The sequence below is a fragment of the Streptomyces smyrnaeus genome, from assembly GCF_017676345.1.
In the GTDB taxonomy this organism is placed as follows: domain Bacteria; phylum Actinomycetota; class Actinomycetes; order Streptomycetales; family Streptomycetaceae; genus Streptomyces; species Streptomyces smyrnaeus.
Genome location: NZ_JAFFZM010000006.1, coordinates 31,264 through 48,688 on the forward strand (window position 1 = coordinate 31,264; position 17,425 = coordinate 48,688).

Annotated in this window: 17 protein-coding genes; 10 read left to right on the forward strand and 7 right to left on the reverse strand. The window is 72.3% G+C overall.

Translation table 11 applies throughout. The features are described 5' to 3' along the window. Nucleotides 1-57 precede the first annotated feature (57 nt). The 5 genes from sigE (at nucleotide 58) to JW613_RS11575 (ending at nucleotide 5,248) form a co-directional block, all read left to right on the forward strand. The gene (sigE, locus tag JW613_RS11555; protein WP_209210725.1) at nucleotides 58-831 is read left to right on the forward strand and encodes an RNA polymerase sigma factor SigE; all 774 of its coding nucleotides are present in this window, start codon (nucleotides 58-60) and stop codon (nucleotides 829-831) included. After that, a complete protein-coding gene (locus JW613_RS11560; RefSeq protein ID WP_209210726.1) occupies nucleotides 828-1,919 on the forward strand; it encodes an anti-sigma factor family protein in 1,092 nt (363 codons plus the stop codon). Before sigE ends, JW613_RS11560 begins: the two co-directional genes overlap by 4 nt. A 192-nt stretch (nucleotides 1,920-2,111) precedes the next feature. Next, nucleotides 2,112-3,743, forward strand: a complete 1,632-nt coding sequence (locus tag JW613_RS11565) for a S1C family serine protease (protein ID WP_209210727.1) — start codon at nucleotides 2,112-2,114, stop codon at nucleotides 3,741-3,743. Nucleotides 3,744-3,850: 107 nt separating this feature from the next. Further along, nucleotides 3,851-4,369, forward strand: a complete 519-nt coding sequence (locus tag JW613_RS11570; protein ID WP_209210728.1) for a sec-independent translocase — start codon at nucleotides 3,851-3,853, stop codon at nucleotides 4,367-4,369. A gap of 222 nt (nucleotides 4,370-4,591) precedes the next feature. Beyond that, the gene (locus JW613_RS11575) at nucleotides 4,592-5,248 is read left to right on the forward strand and encodes a hypothetical protein (RefSeq protein ID WP_099883902.1); all 657 of its coding nucleotides are present in this window, start codon (nucleotides 4,592-4,594) and stop codon (nucleotides 5,246-5,248) included. A 120-nt stretch (nucleotides 5,249-5,368) separates the two neighbouring features. Here JW613_RS11575 and JW613_RS11580 read toward each other — a convergent pair whose 3' ends face one another. From JW613_RS11580 to JW613_RS11590, 3 genes are all read right to left on the reverse strand, one after another. Then, nucleotides 5,369-6,526 carry an Mrp/NBP35 family ATP-binding protein gene (locus JW613_RS11580; RefSeq protein ID WP_209210729.1) on the reverse strand — a complete coding sequence of 386 codons (1,158 nt, stop codon included), beginning with the start codon at nucleotides 6,524-6,526 and terminating at the stop codon, nucleotides 5,369-5,371. A 101-nt stretch (nucleotides 6,527-6,627) separates the two neighbouring features. Further along, entirely contained in the window at nucleotides 6,628-7,161 is a 534-nt protein-coding gene (locus JW613_RS11585; RefSeq protein ID WP_099883906.1) for a DUF1003 domain-containing protein, read from the reverse strand. Next, the gene (locus tag JW613_RS11590) at nucleotides 7,154-8,479 is read right to left on the reverse strand and encodes a magnesium transporter MgtE N-terminal domain-containing protein (protein WP_209210938.1); all 1,326 of its coding nucleotides are present in this window, start codon (nucleotides 8,477-8,479) and stop codon (nucleotides 7,154-7,156) included. Before JW613_RS11590 ends, JW613_RS11585 begins: the two co-directional genes overlap by 8 nt. Nucleotides 8,480-8,701: 222 nt before the next feature. Between JW613_RS11590 and JW613_RS11595 the strand changes: the two genes are divergently transcribed. Beyond that, complete coding sequence (locus JW613_RS11595; protein WP_180289753.1) at nucleotides 8,702-9,472, forward strand: hypothetical protein; 771 nt, start codon at nucleotides 8,702-8,704, stop codon at nucleotides 9,470-9,472. Nucleotides 9,473-9,593: 121 nt separating this feature from the next. Here the strand turns inward: JW613_RS11595 and JW613_RS11600 are convergent, their stop codons facing one another. Further along, nucleotides 9,594-10,151, reverse strand: coding sequence for a hypothetical protein (locus tag JW613_RS11600; RefSeq protein ID WP_209210730.1), 558 nt, complete (start codon nucleotides 10,149-10,151; stop codon nucleotides 9,594-9,596). A 9-nt stretch (nucleotides 10,152-10,160) separates the two neighbouring features. Beyond that, nucleotides 10,161-11,291: a magnesium and cobalt transport protein CorA gene (locus JW613_RS11605; RefSeq protein WP_099883912.1), complete on the reverse strand. Its 1,131-nt coding sequence runs from the start codon at nucleotides 11,289-11,291 to the stop codon at nucleotides 10,161-10,163. 534 nt (nucleotides 11,292-11,825) lie between these two features. Between JW613_RS11605 and JW613_RS11610 the strand changes: the two genes are divergently transcribed. Further along, the gene (locus tag JW613_RS11610) at nucleotides 11,826-12,443 is read left to right on the forward strand and encodes a suppressor of fused domain protein (protein WP_209210731.1); all 618 of its coding nucleotides are present in this window, start codon (nucleotides 11,826-11,828) and stop codon (nucleotides 12,441-12,443) included. A 26-nt stretch (nucleotides 12,444-12,469) separates the two neighbouring features. Here the strand turns inward: JW613_RS11610 and JW613_RS11615 are convergent, their stop codons facing one another. Continuing rightward, a complete protein-coding gene (locus JW613_RS11615) occupies nucleotides 12,470-13,717 on the reverse strand; it encodes an MFS transporter (RefSeq protein ID WP_209210732.1) in 1,248 nt (415 codons plus the stop codon). 212 nt (nucleotides 13,718-13,929) lie between these two features. Here JW613_RS11615 and JW613_RS11620 point away from each other — a divergent pair, with 212 nt between their 5' ends. The 3 genes from JW613_RS11620 to JW613_RS11630 all read left to right on the forward strand — a co-directional run bounded on the left by JW613_RS11620 (nucleotide 13,930) and on the right by JW613_RS11630 (nucleotide 16,410). Further along, nucleotides 13,930-14,568: a DUF6758 family protein gene (locus JW613_RS11620; RefSeq protein WP_209210733.1), complete on the forward strand. Its 639-nt coding sequence runs from the start codon at nucleotides 13,930-13,932 to the stop codon at nucleotides 14,566-14,568. A 107-nt stretch (nucleotides 14,569-14,675) separates the two neighbouring features. After that, the gene (locus JW613_RS11625; protein WP_209210939.1) at nucleotides 14,676-15,521 is read left to right on the forward strand and encodes a PHP domain-containing protein; all 846 of its coding nucleotides are present in this window, start codon (nucleotides 14,676-14,678) and stop codon (nucleotides 15,519-15,521) included. A gap of 280 nt (nucleotides 15,522-15,801) precedes the next feature. Next, nucleotides 15,802-16,410 (forward strand): MarC family protein, encoded by a 609-nt coding sequence (locus tag JW613_RS11630; protein WP_099883922.1) that lies wholly within the window; start codon nucleotides 15,802-15,804, stop codon nucleotides 16,408-16,410. Here the strand turns inward: JW613_RS11630 and JW613_RS11635 are convergent. Next, nucleotides 16,391-17,299 carry an alpha/beta fold hydrolase gene (locus JW613_RS11635; RefSeq protein ID WP_209210734.1) on the reverse strand — a complete coding sequence of 303 codons (909 nt, stop codon included), beginning with the start codon at nucleotides 17,297-17,299 and terminating at the stop codon, nucleotides 16,391-16,393. The genes JW613_RS11630 and JW613_RS11635 overlap by 20 nt on opposite strands. Nucleotides 17,300-17,425: the final 126 nt, after the last annotated feature.

Here is a 17,425-nt window from a genome sequence, read left to right on the forward strand (position 1 = left end):
GGGCGGTCGGCAAAGCCGGGCAAATTTTCTTATCCGGAGCTAACGGGAGATGTGGCTATGGTAGGGGCTCCAGTGGACACCACCAGAGCCGACAGGGGAGGTGCGGCTGCAGGCCGGGACCGCCGAGTCTTCTCAAGATTCCGCAGGTCGACGGCACAGCCGAAATCCGTGACCGACACCGCTGACCAGTCCCGCACCGCCGACTCCGCGACCACGGCGACTTTCGCGACCGATGCGGACGCGCAGGCGTGGACCCCTCCCTCCTGGGAGGAGATCGTCAGCACCCACAGTGCCCGGGTCTACCGGCTCGCCTACCGCCTCACCGGTAACCAGCACGACGCGGAGGACCTCACCCAGGAGGTCTTCGTCCGCGTCTTCCGGTCGCTGTCGACCTACACGCCAGGCACCTTCGAGGGCTGGCTGCACCGCATCACCACCAACCTCTTCCTGGACACGGTCCGCCGCAAGCAGCGCATCCGCTTCGACGCGCTCGCCGACGACGCGGCCGAGCGGCTCCCCAGCCGTGAGCCCACCCCGCAGCAGCACTTCAACGACACCCACTTCGACGCGGACGTCCAGCAGGCCCTGGACACCCTCGCGCCCGAGTTCCGCGCCGCCGTGGTGCTCTGCGACATCGAAGGCCTGTCGTACGAGGAGATCGCCGCCACCCTCGGGGTGAAGCTGGGCACCGTCCGCAGCCGGATCCACCGGGGCCGCTCCCACCTGCGCAAGGCGCTCCAGCACCGCTCGCCCGCCGCCAGGGCCGAGCAGCAGCGCACCCTGAGCGCGGTGGTGCCGACGGCCCGGACGGGCGAGGTGAGCGCGGGGTGACTTCCGCCGAACACCACCTCGGAGACCGCCTCGCCGCCCTCGTGGACGGCGAGCTCGGACATGATGCGCGCGAGCGGGTCCTCGCCCACCTGGCGACCTGCCAGGGGTGCAAGGCCGAGGCCGACGCGCAACGCCGGCTCAAGAACGTCTTCGCGGACGCGGCGCCGCCTCCGCCCTCCGCCGGGCTCCTCGCCCGGCTGCAGGGGCTGCCGGCGGACAGCGGTCTGCGCGCGCCGGGCCTCGACGACATCGATCCCGGTCCCGGTGCGCCGGGCGGCTCCTCGGACGGGGAAGCAGCGCCGGGCAGCGCCTTCGCCGCCACCGCGCTGCCGGGCGGTGCCGGCCGCTCCGGGTGGGTGTTCGACCATCTTCCGGCCGGCCGGGGCGGCGGGCGCAGCCCGCTCACCCCGCAGCGCGGCTTCCGGATACACGAGATGCCGACCCTGGAGCGCACCGAGCGGACCGACCGGGCGGAGCGGGAGCGCTCCGCCTCCCGCGGGCGCCGCTTCGCCTTCGCCGCGGCGGGTGCGTTCTCGCTGGCGGCGCTGGCTCTCGGCGGCACGCTGGCGTCCGGTGCGACGACCACCTCTGCCGGGGCGGGCGGGGGCGACAACCCCTCCGCCAACTCGGTGCGCAGCGCCACGTCCGGGTCCGGTGCCTCCCGGGACGTGCGGCGGCGCGGCGGCGAGCCGCGTGGCGGGGCGCAGAGCACCCGCGCCTCGGACTCCGGCCCGACCTTCGCCCCCCTCGCCTCGCACGGTGCGGCGGCCCCCAGCACCCGGCTGACCGCCCCCGTGAGCCTGCTGCAGCGCTCGGCGCCCTCACCGCTCTCGTTGCTCAAGCAGCCGCGCGTCTCACCTGCCTCCGGCGGGTACGGACACGACGGCGCCGCCGGGACCTTGAGCTCGCTGCGCGGATCGGCGTCCCTGCTGTCCGGCGGCACGCGGGAGCCGTCCGCCGAGCTACGGCTCGCCGGGGCTGCCACCCGGCACGACCCGTCCGTGCTGCGCTCCTTCCCCGGCCGGGCTCCGGCGGCGACGGGCTCGCTCTCCGCCTCGGCCGCCGCGCCGAGTCCGGGCGGACGCTGACGCGGTGCCGCGTTGACGCCCGCTGTGCGGTGCGCCGCGTTCCTGGTTGAATCCTCTCGACAACCCTGAAGCCCAGCCGGGGCGGAGCTCCCGGGGCGCCTTGCCGGATTCCGTCCGGCGGTGACCCGGGCCGTCGGTCCGGCGCAGGCGGCTGGGCGAGGGTGAGAGTGCGGGTGACCAGCTGGAGAGAGCATGGACGAGCCGAAAGCCACCAGGCAGGAGCCGAAGTGGTGGAGCCGACCACGCTGGGCCCCGCCCGGGCGGGCCGAGCCCGCGGCCGAGTCCGCACGGGCGACCGCTGCCGGAGTGGCCGGCCCGGCACAGGACGCGTCGAGCCCGCCGGACGGCCCTGAAGAGACGGCGGCAGCCGCCTCCGTGCCGTCCGCCCGCCCCGAGCCGCTGCACGGTGTGGACCCCTACTCCACACCCCCGTACGGGGGACCCGGCCCCTGGGCTCCCGCGCCGCCCGTCCAGCGCCCGGCAGCCACCCCGCCGCACGGCGTCACCCTGCCGTCCGGCACCACCACGCCGCCCTACGGGGTGCCCGTCGACGGAAGCGGTGGCGGTGCCGGTGGCAGCGGCGGCTTCGAGGACGGTTTCGACGGCGGTCGCACCGACGCGCCCGGCCCGGACCCGCTCCAGGACGGGACGACGGTCCACCAGCCCGCCCTGCCCCTCCAGCAGGCCCCGCAACGGCCGCGCCGCGCCTCCCGCCTCGTCGTCGGCGGTCTCGTCCTGGCGCTGGTGGCGGGCGGCGCGGGCGGGCTCATCGGGGCGTACATCGAGCGGAACGGCACGGTGAGCGATGTGGAGCTGCCGCAGACCGCGGCAGGGCCCGCGGGAGAGGGCGGCGAGCGCCCCGAGGGCAGCACCGCGGGCATCGCGCGCCGGACCCTGCCCGGTGTCGTCACGCTGCACGCCGCCGGTGGCGGGGCCGAGGCGACGGGCACCGGCTTCGTACTGGACAAGCGCGGCCACATCCTCACCAACAACCATGTCGTCGAGTCCGCCGAGGGCAGCGGCGCGGTGCGGGTCACCTTCAACGGCGGCCAGACCGCGACCGGCGAGGTGATCGGCAGCGACGGCGGCTACGACCTGGCCGTCGTCAAGGTCTCCCACGTCTCCGGGCTCACCCCGCTGCCGCTGGGCAACTCCGACGCGGTCCGGGTCGGCGATCCCGTCATCGCGTTCGGCGCGCCCTTCGACCTGGAAGGCACGGTCACCACCGGCATCGTCAGCGCCAAGGAGCGGCCCATCACGGCGGGCGGCGGGGAGCCGGGCAGCGAGTTGAGCTATGTGGACGCGCTGCAGACGGACGCCCCGATAAATCCGGGCAACTCGGGGGGCCCGCTGGTGGACGGCCGAGGACGGGTGATCGGGGTGAACAGCGCGATCAAGGGCGGGGGCGGCGACCCGGGAATGCCCGATGCCGAGGCAGGCGGTGGCAGCGTCGGCCTGGGCTTCGCCATCCCGGTCAACCAGGCCCGCCGGGTCGCCGAGGAGCTGATCAACGAGGGCCGGGCCACCCACCCGGTGATCGGTGTCTATCTCGACACGGAGTACGAGGGCGAGGGGGCGCGGATCGGCGGCGCGGGCGGCAACGGTGCGGCGGTCGTACGCGGCGGACCGGCCCACAAGGCGGGGCTGAAGGAGGGCGATGTGATCACCAAGGTCGGTGACAAGCTGGTGACCAGCGGGGAAGAGCTGATCGTCCGCATCCGCAGCCACCGTCCCGGAGATGCCTTGGAGCTGACCGTCCGGCGCGGCGGAGCCGACGGCACACAGCGGACCGTGAGCGTGACGCTCGGCTCCGCCACCGGCTGACAGCGGGGACGGGCGCGGGGGAGAGGGCGGGCTCCCGCTGGCGGGGCGTGGGCGGGTACCGTGACACCTGGCTGCAGGAGCCGTGGACGGAGTGAGGGAGCTGCGCGGTGTTCTTCGATATAGGACCACTGGAGCTGGTCGCGCTCATCGTGCTCGCCGTGCTGGTCTTCGGCCCCGACAAGCTCCCCAAGGTGATCCAGGACGTCTCCGCCTTCATCCGCAAGGTGCGCCAGTTCTCCGACAGCGCGAAGGAGGACATCAGGAACGAGCTGGGACCGGAGTTCAAGGACTTCGAGTTTGAGGACCTCAACCCCAAGACGTTCGCGCGCAAGCATCTGCTGGACAACGACGATCTGGGCATCAAGGAGATCAGCAACAGCTTCGACCTGCGCAAGGATCTGGCCGAAGTCACCGACGCGGTCAACGGCACGGAGTCCGCAGGTGGCGCCGCCGGCCGCAACGGCGGCTCCGGCAAGGTCGACACGGTCAAGAAGAGCGCCCAGCCGGCCGGGCAGCAGGGCCCTGACCTCACCAAGCACGCCTCCGACGGGGTGAACGGCCGTCCGGTGCAAGGGGATGTGCTGCGCAAGAGTGACCCGCCGCCGTTCGACGCGGACGCGACATGAGGTTCACCTGACGCCTCATCAGGCAACGATCGCGTCACCTCGGCGTTCGCCGCAGTGGGACATCTACGGCGTTTGCCGACCATCTCGCCACCCGCACCACGTCCTGATCCACCGGGCATGACCGACACGGCGGACCGGTGTGGCTATCCTCCCAGTGTCGGGGGTCGCCGTCCGAGGAGCTCGGCTGCCCAGGCAACAGGGCAATGAGGAGGCGTCGCACACATGGAGACGACGAGTCGGCTAGCCGGTGAATCCGGGCCCGCCGCGCAGGGAGTACCGGGTGCGCGGCGGGCGGTGGACGACTATCTGCTGGCAGCCTTTCCGTGGTACGGCCTGGACGCGGCCTTCACCGGGCCGCGCTGGCTGATGCAGGTCGGTACGGCGGCCGACGGCACGGTCGAGCACGGCTCCACCGGTCACGGCGAGGAGCCCTCCCTCCGCGCCGAGACCACGCCCGAGGACCAGAGCTTCGCCGTCGTCGTCACGCTCGCCAGCCGCCCGGTGCGGCGCAGCGCGGACGGTACCGGCACCCTGGAGGCCACCTCCGTCTCCACCGCCGCCTGGCTGGCGGGCTCGGGGCTGCTCTCGTGCAGCTTCCCGATGGAGATGGACCGCAGTCTGCGGCAGGACTGGCTCGACCAGCAGACCGGTGTCGCCTGGGAGCTCGCCGACGACCTGGACGGCTCCGGCTGGTCCTCCCTCTCGCTGCCGGTGGACGGTGTCCCCACCGACTTCCACTACCGCGAGTCCGAGTACGGCTGGGTGCTCGCCGGCTCGGCCCAGGAGGGCGTCCACCTGGGCGCCTACGGGCGCGGGATGAGCGCGTACGGCCTCGGCTTCGCCGTGGTCAAGGACATCACCGAGTACGAGCAGGACTGACCGCGCCGCGGGCCCACGCAGCCGCCCGGCCACCCAGCACGCATGGACCCCGTACGGAGATCTCCGTACGGGGCCCATGCGTGCTGCCGGGCATTGCCTAGGCGACTGCCGTGCGGCTGTTCAGAACTTGTTGCTCGGGGTGAGGCCCAGCGACATGCCCGACAGGCCCCGCTGGCGCGAGCTGAGCTTGTCGGCGACCGTGCGCAGCGCCTTGCCCGCGGGGGAGTCCGGGTCGCTGAGGACCACCGGCTCGCCCTCGTCGCCGCCCTCGCGCAGCCGGATGTCGATCGGGATGCCGCCCAGTACCGGGACCTCGGCGCCGGTCGTGCGGGTCAGCCCCTCGGCGACCTGCTTGCCGCCGCCGGTGCCGAAGACGTCGACCATCTCGTCGCAGTGCGGGCACGGCATGCCGGACATGTTCTCGATCACGCCGACGATCTTCTGGTGGGTCTGCACCGCGATGGAGCCCGCACGCTCGGCGACCTCGGCCGCCGCCTGCTGCGGGGTCGTCACGACCAGGATCTCCGCGTTGGGGACCAGCTGGGCGACCGAGATGGCGATGTCACCGGTGCCGGGCGGCAGGTCCAGCAGCAGCACGTCCAGATCGCCCCAGTAGACGTCGGCGAGGAACTGCTGGAGAGCGCGGTGCAGCATGGGGCCGCGCCAGACGACCGGGGCGTTGCCCGGGGTGAACATCCCGATCGAGATGACCTTCACGCCGTGTGCGGACGGCGGCATGATCATGTCCTCGACCTGGGTGGGGCGCCCGTCCGTGCCCAGCATGCGGGGGACGGAGTGGCCGTAGATGTCGGCGTCCACGACGCCGACCTTCAGTCCGTCGGCGGCCAGCGCCGCGGCCAGGTTCACCGTCACCGACGACTTGCCCACGCCGCCCTTGCCGGAGGCCACGCAGTAGACGCGGGTCAGCGAGCCGGGCTGGGCGAAGGGGATCTCCCGCTCGGCCTTGCCGCCACGCAGCGAGGCGGCCAGCTCGCGGCGCTGCTCGTCGCTCATCACGTCCAGCTCGACCGCCACGGAGGTGACCCCGGGCACGCGCTGCACGGCCTCGGTCACGTTCGCGGTGATGGTCTCGCGCAGCGGACAGCCGGAGACCGTCAGATAGACCCCGACGTCGACCGCGCCGTCGGGCGCGATGCCGATGGATTTGACCATCCCCAGGTCGGTGATCGGCCGGTGGATCTCCGGGTCGTTCACCGTCGCGAGCGCCGCACGCACCGCGTCTTCGGTGGGGTGGGTGTCCTGGGTCTCGGTAGCCATGCATGAATGGTACGGCCGCGCGAAGCGTGTCGGACAAGGGGCGGGGGTCGGGTGACGGGTGGGCGGTACGGCCGGGTAGGGGGGCTCTCCTAAGCGGCCGGTCAGCGGTCTTGGTCACTCTCCCGGTTGCGGACCGGCTCCCGGGTTCCCGCGGTTCCGCGGTCGTTCTGTTCGAGCTCCTTGACCATCTCGGCCAGCTCCGAGCGGATCCAGTCGCGGGTGGCGACCTCGCCCAGGCCCATCCGCAGCGCGGCGATCTCACGGGTGAGGAACTCGGTGTCGGCGATGCTGCGCTCGTTGCGCTTGCGGTCCTGCTCCAGATTGACCCGGTCCCGGTCGTCCTGGCGGTTCTGCGCGAGCAGGATGAGCGGTGCCGCGTAGGACGCCTGGAGGGAGAGGGCCAGGGTCAGGAAGATGAACGGGTACTCGTCGAACTTCCAGCCCACCGGGGCGACGATGTTCCAGCCGATCCAGACGATGATCACGATCGTCATCCACAGCAGGAAGCGGCCGGTGCCCAGGAACCGCGCGATCCGCTCCGAGGCCCGCCCGAACGTGTCCGGGTCGTAGGTCGGCAGCAGTGTGCGCCGGGGCGTGCGCGGCAGGTCCAGTCGCGGCCCCTCCCGCTCAGCCATCGCCGCTCCCGCTCCCTCGTACTTGGTGCTCCTCGCCGGGGCCGGGGGCGAAGCCGGGCAGTCCGCCCACCGCCGCCGCCTCGCGCCAGTCCTCGGGCAGCAGGTCGTCCAGTACGTCGTCGACCGTGACGGCGCCGAGCAGATGGCCGCCCTCGTCCACCACGGGCGCCGAGACGATGTTGTAGGCCGCCAGATAGCTCGTCAGGGCCGGCACCGAGGCGGTGGGCGGCAGCGGGCGCAGATCGGCGTCGACCAGGGCGCCGACGAGCGCGAAGGGCGGTTCGCGCAGCAGCCGTTGGAAGTGGACGATGCCCAGGTACTTGCCGGTGGGCGTCTCGTCCGGCGGGCGGCACACGTAGACCTGCGACGCAAGCGGCGCCGACAGGTCCTCGTTGCGCACCCGGGCCAGCGCCTCGGCGACGCTCGCGTCCGGGCGCAGCACGATCGGCTCGGTCGTCATCAGGCTGCCCGCGGTGCCCTCCTCGTAGCTGAGCAGCCGCCGCACCGGCGCCGCCTCCTGGGGCTGCATCAGGTCCAGCAGGCGCTCCTTGTCGGCCTCCGGGAGCTCGCCGAGGAGATCGGCGGCGTCGTCCGGGTCCATGGCCTCCAGGACGAGGGCCGCCCGCTCGTCGGCGAGCTTGCCGATGATCTCCACCTGGTCGTCGTCCGGCAGCTCTTCGAGGACGTCGGCGAGCCGGTCGTCGTGCAGTGCCGCCGCCACCTCGGCCCGGCGCTTCTCGGACAGGTGGTGCAGCACGTTGGCCAGGTCGGCGGGGCGCAGCTGCTCGAAGGTGGCCAGCAGGTTGGCGGTGCCCTGCTCGGGTTCCTCGAGGTTGAAGCCGGTCACCGCCTCCCAGTCGACGGTGAGTGTCTCGCCGCGTCTGCCGCGCAGCCCGCCGCCCTTGCGTCCCTTGCGGACGAACAGCCGGTCGATCTCCCAGTCCCGGCGGGCGGGCAGCCGTTGGAGACCGACATCGAGCACGGTCACCTCTTCGCCGGTCTCCCGGAGGGTCACCTGACGGTCCAGCAGCTCGCCGAGGATCAGCCGTTCGTTGGGGCGCTGCTCGAAGCGCCGGATGTTGAGCACCCCGGTGGTGATGACCTGCCCGGACTCCACTCCGGTGACCCGGGTCATCGGCAGGAAGACCCGGCGCCTGCTGACGACCTCCACCACCAGCCCGAGGACGCTGGGCAGCCGCCGGCGGCCACTCAGCAGGGCGACCACGTCGCGGACCCTGCCGAGCTGGTCGCCGTTGGGGTCGAAGACGGGGACACCGGCCAGGTGGGAGACGAAGACCCGTGGAGCGCTCGCTGCCATGAGCTGCCTGCCCTCCTCGGCCGCACCGACCGATTGTTGCTCCAGCGCATATCCGTATGCCTTTGCGGCTTTCACCACTCTTTCAGATATATGACGGATTCAGGCTAACGTGACCGGCGCCACAGCTGCCGCAGCCCGATGGTCCGGACGGCTGCCTTCCGGGCAGCCGCGTCCGTCCGGGTAGGGTGCCCTCTGCCGCCGCCGAGCACAGGAGGAACGCCCGTGACTGGACGCGCCCGCGCACCCCGGAGTGCAGCGCTGCTCGCTCTCTTCTGCGTCGGAGCGAGTACGGCGCTGAGCGGGTGCGGAGGAGGAGACGGCGACCCGGACGAGGGCACCAACGGGGTGGGCAAGCTGTCGGCGGCCAAGATCGAGCGGAAGGCGAAGGCGGCGGCGGAGCGGGCCAAGGCCGTACGGGTCTCCGGCAATGTCGTCAGCAAGGGGCAGACCTACCGCCTGGAGATGCGGTTGAAGGAGAGCGGTGGCGTGGGCGAGGTGTCCGCCGAGGGCGGCCCCACCTTCGAACTGCTGCGCTCGGGCCGGGACCTCTATCTGAAGGCGGGCACCGACTTCTGGGCCCGGCAGGAGGGCGGCAAGGAGCCCAGCAAGAGCGACATCGCCGCGGCGGCCAAACTCAAGGGCAAGTACGTCAAGGTCCCCGAACAGGACCCGGCGTACAAGCAGTTGAGCGTCTTCACCGACATGGACACGCTGCTGGACGGCCTGCTGACGATGGAGGGCAAGCGCGAGACGGGGGAGCGCGCCACGGTGGCCGGTACCCGGGCGATCCGTGTGACGGCCGGCAAGGGCCGCGGCGGCACCGTGGACGTCTCCCTGGAGGGCGACCCCTACCCGCTGCGGCTGCGTCGCGCGGGGGGCGCGGGGACGGTGCGGTTGAGCGACTGGAACGACGGCTTCCCGCTGCACGCGCCGAAGAAGGAGGAGACCGTCGACTACGGCAAGAAGATCTCGCCGGAGAAGCACAGCGGCTGACCGGCCGCCCGGGAGCACTCGGGGCGCGTCCTCGGGGCACCGGGCGCGCGGGGCGTCGGCCCGGCGCGCGGGGCAGCACCGGCGCGGCGCGTGGGGCAGCACCGGCCCGGTGCGGCCCGGGTCACTCGGGGGCGCGGCTCTTCCGGCGGCGGAACAGCAGCCGCGGCAGCCCGGCCGGCTGGGGCCGCCGGGTGGTGGCCGGGGTCGGCAGCGGTGGTGCGGACTGGGCGTCGTGCGGCATCGCGCCGGGCCGCTCCAGCGGCTCGCCCACCGGCTCCAGCCGCAGGACGCGGCTGGAGGCGGCCCAGCGCTCGGTCATGGTGTCGGCGTCCGGCGCGTTGAGGCGTTTGCCCTTCAACTCGCCGACGGCCGCCTGCCATTCCTCGCCGTGCGGTGCGAGCTCGCGTACCCGTGCCGTCCAGACGGCAAGGCGGGCGCCCTTGTCCTTGCCCCGCACGGTGACGGTGGCGCTGCCGCCGTCCGTCAGCCCCAGGTCGTCGAGCGGCTGTTCGAGGGGGCCATCGCCGACCAGGCACACCGCCCCCTCGTGCCACACATGCCACAGGCCACGCGCCGGCCCCTGGGGGCCGCGCACCCATACGAGCCCGGACTTCTTGGCCGTCTCCTCGATCAGCGCGCGGTTCAGATGGCTGTCGGGCGGCTGCGGCGTCACGCTCATGGCCGCAGGCTACAGCCAGCCGTTGCGCTTGAAACCCCGGTGGATGCCGTAGCAGATGGCGAGGATCAGCAGCAGCACCGCCGGGTAGCCGTACTTCCAGTCCGTCTCGGGCATGTAGTCGAAGTTCATGCCGTAGATCCCGGCGATCATCGTCGGCACCGCGAAGATGGCGGCCCAGGCGGTGATCTTCCGCATGTCCTCGTTCTGCGCGACCGTCGCCTGGGCGAGGTTGGCCTGCAGGATCGAGTTGAGCAGGTCGTCGAAGCCCAGCACCTGCTCGTTGACGCGGGTGAGGTGGTCGGCCACGTCGCGGAAGTACTTCTGGATGTCCGGGTCGATCAGCCGCACCGGCCGCTCGCTGAGCGTCTGCATCGGCCGCATCAGCGGTGAGACGGCGCGCTTGAACTCCAGCACCTCGCGCTTGAGCTGGTAGATCCGCCCCGCGTCCCCGCCGCGCTTGCCGCTGCCCGAGCGGTCGGAGAAGACATCGATCTCCACCTCGTCGATGTCGTCCTGCACGGCGTCGGCCACCGCCAGATAGCCGTCCACGGTCTGGTCGGCGATGGCGTGCAGTACGGCGGACGGGCCCTTGCTCAGCAGCTCGGGGTCGTCCTCCAGACGGTGCCGCAGCGCCCGGAGCGAGCCCTGGCCGCCGTGCCGAACGGTGATGATGTAGTCCCGGCCGGTGAAGCACATCACCTCGCCGGTCTCCACCACCTCGCTGTTGGCGGTCAGTTCGGCGTGCTCGACGTAGTGGATCGTCTTGAAGACGGTGAACAGGCTCTCGTCGTACCGCTCCAGCTTGGGGCGCTGGTGGGCGTGCACCGCGTCCTCGACGGCCAGCGGGTGCAGACCGTACTCCTGTGCGATGTCGGAGAACTCCTCCTCGGTCGGCTCGTGCAGACCGATCCACACGAAGCCGTGCCGGCTCTGCCCTTCCGGCGACCGCACCTTGCGAAGCGCCTGGGCCGGGGTCAGATGCGCGGTGTCCCGGCGGCCGTCCAGGTAGGCGCCGCAGTCGACGACGGCGCTGCTGGCGCCGGCCGCACTGATGCGCTCGTACCCGACGCCGTATCCCGAACGGTTGTCCCTACGCAGGGCCGGGCGCACTGCGGCGCGCAGCTCTCGGATCATCGACATGAGGCCCTCCACGGTGCCGTGCCATGCCGCCGTGACACAGGTCGAGCGTCGTGCTGCCCGGAACGGGGGCCTACGGGCCACCACCGGAGGTCCGCAAAGCGGGCACCACACGCAAGCCGTGACGACGGCGGATGCTGACAGACGGAACAATGCGAAACTGCGAAACGCGGACGCTCTTCCGCCGTGCGCACTCCCGAAGGCGGGTATCCCGTCCTCGGGAAAAGGTGCGCCCCATGGCCGCGGGAAAATCAGGACCGAAGGTGCTCAGGGCCTGAATGGCGCGGTCGCTGCCGGGCAGGAAGAGCGGCTGGTACTGCACGGTCGACTCGGATCCATGTCAGTCCCACCTCCTCCGGCCGGGCCCCTGTGGGGGACGATGTGTACACGCCTTGACCGGCAGACAACGGTAGCACTGCGGGAACGGTCCCTGTGCCCGTCGCCCCCGATCCTGACAGGCCTTTGCCGTCTGCTCGCACGCCGGTAACGTGCCGGTCCGCCCCGGGACGCGCGCGTACCGCGCTCTATGCTCGCCGGATGAACGACGTCCTGACTCTGGTCGACTCCCGGCTGCGCTGGACCTTCGGCGAACCCGACGCCCGGGCCTCGGTCACCTTTCTGGGAACCGAGCGCATCGAGGTGCTGCGGTTCCTGGACGCCGAGGCGGGCACTGTGCGTTATGCCACCCTCGGCATGTCGGCCGCACCGATGACCGACCCGGCCCAGGCGCTGGCCGACCCCGAGGCGGGGCCGCGCGCCGAACTGCTGCTGACCGTACGGGCCGGGGTGGCCGACACCGACAAGGTGCTGCGGCCGCTGGCCGTGCTCGCGGCCTCGCCGCAGGTCGAAGGCGTCGTCGTGGCGCCGGGCGCCTCCTTGGACACCGGCGAGCCGCTGTGGCCGGGAGCGCCCTTCACCTCCGTACTCGTCGCCGAACCCGGCGGGCTCGTCGAGGACTTGCCCCTCGATCCGCCGCCGGCCACCGCCGGTGGGCACCCCCAGCAGCGCGACCCGGTCCGGTTCCTGCCCCTGCTGCCCATGACACCGGCCGAGGCCGCGTGGAAGCGCGTCCATGGGGCGGACGCGCTGCGCGAGCAGTGGCTCCGCCACGAGACGGACCTTCGCGATCCGCTGCGCGGGGCGGTGCCGCTGTAACCCTCTTTCGCGGCGGCGGTGCCGCATCACCCGGCCGGGGCCGGTTCGGCCTCGTCGGCCACCGCCGCCGGGCCGCCCGCCTTCGCGGCGGAGTGCGAGGCGGCCTCCATCGTCAGCGCCCGGCGCCGTACGCCGACGATCGCGGCGCCCGCGAGCGCGGCCAGGGCGGCGACCACGAACGGGATGTGGAGGTCGGTCCACTCCTCGATCTTGGGCGCCAGGAACGGCGCAGCGGCGGCGGCGAACCAGCGCACGAAGTTGTAGCCCGCGCTGGCGACCGGCCGGGGCGCGTCCGACACCCCGAGGGCCAGTTCGGTGTACACGGTGTTGTTGAGGCCGATGAAGGCTCCCGAGACCACGGTGCAGGCGATGGCCACGGCGTGGTTGCCGTATCCCAGCACCACCAGGTCGCCGGCCATGAGCACCAAGGAGGCGCCCAGCACCCGCAGCGAGCCGAAGCGCTCCTGGAGGCGCGGCGCGATCAGTACGGAGAAGACCGCCAGCAGTACGCCCCAGGCGAAGAACACCGCTCCGGAGCGGTAGGGCGACATGTTCAGCACGAACGGCGTGAACGCCAGGACCGTGAAGAAGGCGTAGTTGTAGAAGAAGGCCGAGGCCGCGGCCGAGGCGAGCCCGCCGTGACCGAGCGCCCTGACCGGGTCGAGCAGGGAGGTCTTCCGTGCGGGCCTGGGCTGTTCCTTGAGGAACGCGGTGATGGCCAGGAAACCGATCGCCATCAGCGCGGCCGTGCCGAAGAACGGGAAGCGCCAGCTGGCGTCGCCCAGGACGGCGCCCAGCAGCGGGCCGCAGGCCATCCCGAGGCCCAGCGCGGACTCGTACAGCAGGATGGCCGCCGCGCTCCCTCCGGCGGCGGCCCCGACGATCACCGCGAGCGCCGTGGAGACGAACAGTGCGTTGCCCAGGCCCCAGCCGGCGCGGAAGCCGACCAGTTCGCCGACGGAGTGCGAGGTGCCGGAGAGCCCGGCGAAGACCACCACGAGCGCCAGCCCGAGCAGCAGCGTCTTGCGGCCGCCGATCCGGCTGGAGACGAAACCGGTGACCAGCATCGCCACCGCGGTGATCAGGAAGTACGAGGTGAACAGGAGGGAGACCTGGCTCGGGGTGGCCTCCAGACCCTTCGCTATGGAGGGGAGGATCGGGTCGACCAGGCCGATGCCCATGAAGGCCACGACGGAGGCGCCCGCCGTGGCCCATACGGCCTTCGGCTGACGGAGGAGGCTCGTCGCGCCCTCGTCGAACGGATCAGCACTCATGCCTGCCGCTCCTTGTCGGTTCTCGTTCGGAAAAATAGTTGGTGTGTGCACACGATAAATTAGCCACTCTAATTAATGCAAATTACATCTATATGATCAGCAGGTCATCGCCCCTTTTTCTCTGGCCCTCACTTACCGTGCAGGTCAGGCCCTGGCTCCAGGTGGGTGATCGTCCTTGACGGGAGGGCGGCCCGGTAGCACCGTTAGGCCTCATGAGGGGCGAACCCAGTTGCCCGAAGTGCGGTGGCCGGGTCAGGGCGCCCGGTCTCTTCGCCGACACCTGGCAGTGCGGCATGCACGGCGCCGTGCACCCGCTCCAGCCGGTCCTCCCGCCCAGCGTCGAGGCGCTCGCCGTCGTGGTGGGCCGCACGCAGGTGCCCGTATGGATGCCGTGGCCGCTCCCGGTGGGGTGGCTGTTCACCGGCGTCGCCTGCGCGGGGGACGACAGAAGCGGCGGCCGGGCCACCGCCGTCGCCTGCTCGGGCCCGGCCCCGCTCGGCGGCCCGGGGGAACTGCTGCTGATCGCCGAGGAACTGGGCGTCGGGCTCGGCGCGCGGTACGCCGGTATCGATGGCCCCGACCCCGGACCCACCATCTGCGCCGGCAAGCCCCCGCAGGCCAAGGTCCATGCCGCGGGCCACCCCACGCCGCTCTGGCACGTCAGCGGCGCGCCCGACGACCGCGCCGTCTTCGCGGGCGAGGCCTGCGGACTGTGGCTGTGGGCCATCGTGTGGCCCCAGGAATCGGGCCTGCTGCTCTACGACGAGCTGGTGCTCACCGACCTGCGGGACGCGGGAGCCGAGGTGGAGCTGGTGCCCTGCGGCGCGCTGTCGCCCCGACTGATCTCCTGACCGGCACCACCCGGCCCGGAAGGGGCGCCGCGCCGGTACGGCTATCCTGGTGAGCGCTCGCCATGAGCTCGTCACACCCCGCCGTCCACCTTTCGGAGTCCGTCGAAGTGCGCATCGACCTGCACACCCACTCCACCGCCTCGGACGGCACCGACACCCCCGCCGAACTGGTACGCAACGCGGCCGCTGCCGGGCTGGACGTGGTGGCGCTCACCGACCACGACACCGTGGCCGGGCACGCCGAGGCCGCTGCCGCCCTGCCCGCCGGACTCACCCTCGTGACCGGCGCCGAGCTCTCCTGCCGGCTGAACGGCATCAGCCTGCACATGCTCGCCTACCTCTTCGACCCCGCCGAGCCCGAACTGGCCCGCGAACGCGAGCTGGTACGGGACGACCGGGTACCGCGCGCCCAGGCGATGGTCGGCAAGCTGCGCGACCTGGGCGTGCCCATCAGCTGGGAACAGGTCCTGCGCATCGCGGGCGACGGCTCGGTGGGGCGCCCGCACATCGCGGAGGCCATGGTCGAGGAAGGCGTCATCGAAACCGTCTCCGACGCCTTCACCGAGGAGTGGATCGCGGGCGACGGGCGCGCCTACGTCAGCAAGCACGAGCTGGATCCGTTCGACGCGCTGCGGCTGATCAAGGGGGCCGGCGGAGTCGCGGTCTTCGCCCACCCGCTGGCCGCCAAGCGTGGCCAGTGCGTCCCGGAGAGCGCGATAGCCGATCTGGCGGCGGCCGGACTCGACGGCGTCGAAGCCGACCACGCCGACCACGACCCCAGGACCCGCGAACGGCTGCACGGTCTCGCCGCCGACCTCGGACTGCTGGCCACCGGCTCCAGCGACTACCACGGCAGCCGCAAACCCCTCGCGCTCGGCGACTTCACCACCGCGCCCGAGGTGTACGCCGAGATCGCCGCACGCGGCTCAGGCGCGACACCCGTCACGGGCTGACCGCAGCCGGGCAGCACTTTCTCCCGCCCGACCGGACCCCGTGGGGACCGCGGGCGGCTTCTGCGCGTCACGCCGCGCCCACCCGCGTGAGCGCGCCCGCGTCCCGTATGCCCTGAGCCCCCGTAGGGCAGGGCGCGCCGAGCACATCCGCGCCCGGCGCACGCGCCGGGCGAGCCCGCGCCGTCCGGCGCCTGCGCTCCGAAGCCCCGGCTCGCCCTTTCCCCGTCGTCCCTCGTCTTCCCCCCGTCCCGTTCCATCTCAGCAAGGCACAGGCACCACCGTGTTCGACACAGCGCTCTTCGGGTCCGTCTTCCTCACCCTCTTCGTCATCATGGACCCGCCCGGCATCACCCCCATCTTTCTCGGCCTCACCTCGGGGCGGCCGGTGAAGGTCCAGCGCCGGATGGCGTGGCAGGCGGCAGCTGTCGCGTTCGGGGTGATCGCCCTGTTCGGGATCTGCGGCAAGCAGATCCTCGACTATGTGCACGTCTCCATCCCGGCGCTGATGGTCGCCGGCGGGCTGCTGCTCCTGCTCGTCGCACTCGACCTGCTGACCGGCAAGTCCGACGAGCCCACCCAGACCAAGGACGTCAATGTGGCGCTCGTGCCGCTGGGTATGCCGCTGCTGGCGGGGCCCGGCGCGATCGTCTCCGTCATCCTGGCCGTGCAGCGCGCGGACGGCTGGGGCGGCCGGCTGTCCGTATGGACGGCGATCGTGGCCATGCACCTGGTGCTGTGGCTGGTGATGCGCTACTCGTTGCTGATCATCCGCGTCATCAAGGACGGCGGCGTCGTGCTCGTCACCCGGCTGTCGGGCATGCTGCTCTCGGCCATCGCCGTCCAGCAGATCGCCGGCGGCATCACCCAGTTCATCCAGGGGAAAGGCTGAGCCAGAAGTCCGCGAGGGCCCGCGCCGTCGGGGCGGGCCGCTCCGCGTTGGGGGAGTGGCCGGTGCCCGCGACGACGGTACGGCGGGCCCGGAGCCGCTCGGCCATGCCGTCCAGCAGGGGCACCGGCCAGGCGTCGTCCTCCGCGCCCGAGACGACATGGAACGGCAGTTCCAGCGCGGCCAGCTCCCCCACCCGGTCCGGCTCGGCGAGCAGCTGCCGCCCCGTCGCGGACAACTGCTCGGGCACGTTGGCGAGCCACCGGCGGCGCAGGAACTCCTCCATCGCCGCGGACGCCTCCTCCACCTCCCGTTGCGAATAGGGCGCCTCACCCGCGGAGCCGACCGACTGGTCGAGCTCCTGCATGACCTCCCAGATCGCCGCCATGCTCATGGTCTCCATCGCACCCAGCAGCGTCCTGACGCGCTCCTGCTGCGAGGGCGAGACGGCGGCCGGACCGCTGCTCATCAGCGTCAGGGAGGCGAACGGCGCGGCGCCCAGCAGCACCGCGGCGCGCGCGACCAGGCCGCCCAGCGAGTGGCCCAGCAGATGCACCGTGCCGGGCCGGTCGAGGCCGAGTACGGTCGCGAGCGCAAGCACGTCCCGGGCCAGTTCCAGCTGCGTGTAGGCGGCCTCCTCGCGCGGCCCACCGGTTTCGAACTGCCCCCGCCCGTCCACCGCGACCACTCGGAACCCCGCCCGCGCCAGCGGCTCCAGCAGCCCGATGAAGTCCTCCTTGCTGCCCGTGAATCCGGGCAGCAGCAGCACGGTGCGGCCAGTGCTGCTCCTGCCCGGGCTGCCCGTGTCGTGCACGGCGAACTCCCCGCGTGCGGTGGCCATCCGGTACGCGCGCACGCCCTCGGGCAGTGCGAGAAAGGGGGGCTTGCTCATACCAGGACGCTACCCGCAGCCCACCCTCCGCCTCCAACGCCCGCGTCGGCCTGGCCAACGCGGCCGCGCCAACGCCCGCGTCGGCCGGCAACCGGCGGGCCGGTGCGCCGGACAGCGAGCGGCCCG

Excerpts from the sequence above, each read along its gene's own strand:
- JW613_RS11605 (WP_099883912.1), bottom strand. The coding sequence starts at position 11,291 with ATGTCGATGATCCGAGAGCTGCGCGCCGCAGTGCGCCCGGCCCTGCGT.
- JW613_RS11600 (WP_209210730.1), bottom strand. The coding sequence starts at position 10,151 with ATGAGCGTGACGCCGCAGCCGCCCGACAGCCATCTGAACCGCGCGCTG.
- sigE (WP_209210725.1), top strand. The coding sequence starts at position 58 with ATGGTAGGGGCTCCAGTGGACACCACCAGAGCCGACAGGGGAGGTGCG.
- JW613_RS11615 (WP_209210732.1), bottom strand. The coding sequence starts at position 13,717 with ATGAGTGCTGATCCGTTCGACGAGGGCGCGACGAGCCTCCTCCGTCAG.
- JW613_RS11585 (WP_099883906.1), bottom strand. The coding sequence starts at position 7,161 with ATGGCTGAGCGGGAGGGGCCGCGACTGGACCTGCCGCGCACGCCCCGG.
- JW613_RS11590 (WP_209210938.1), bottom strand. The coding sequence starts at position 8,479 with ATGGCAGCGAGCGCTCCACGGGTCTTCGTCTCCCACCTGGCCGGTGTC.
- JW613_RS11575 (WP_099883902.1), top strand. The coding sequence starts at position 4,592 with ATGGAGACGACGAGTCGGCTAGCCGGTGAATCCGGGCCCGCCGCGCAG.
- JW613_RS11580 (WP_209210729.1), bottom strand. The coding sequence starts at position 6,526 with ATGGCTACCGAGACCCAGGACACCCACCCCACCGAAGACGCGGTGCGT.
- JW613_RS11610 (WP_209210731.1), top strand. The coding sequence starts at position 11,826 with ATGAACGACGTCCTGACTCTGGTCGACTCCCGGCTGCGCTGGACCTTC.
- JW613_RS11635 (WP_209210734.1), bottom strand. The coding sequence starts at position 17,299 with ATGAGCAAGCCCCCCTTTCTCGCACTGCCCGAGGGCGTGCGCGCGTAC.
- JW613_RS11565 (WP_209210727.1), top strand. The coding sequence starts at position 2,112 with ATGGACGAGCCGAAAGCCACCAGGCAGGAGCCGAAGTGGTGGAGCCGA.
- JW613_RS11620 (WP_209210733.1), top strand. The coding sequence starts at position 13,930 with ATGAGGGGCGAACCCAGTTGCCCGAAGTGCGGTGGCCGGGTCAGGGCG.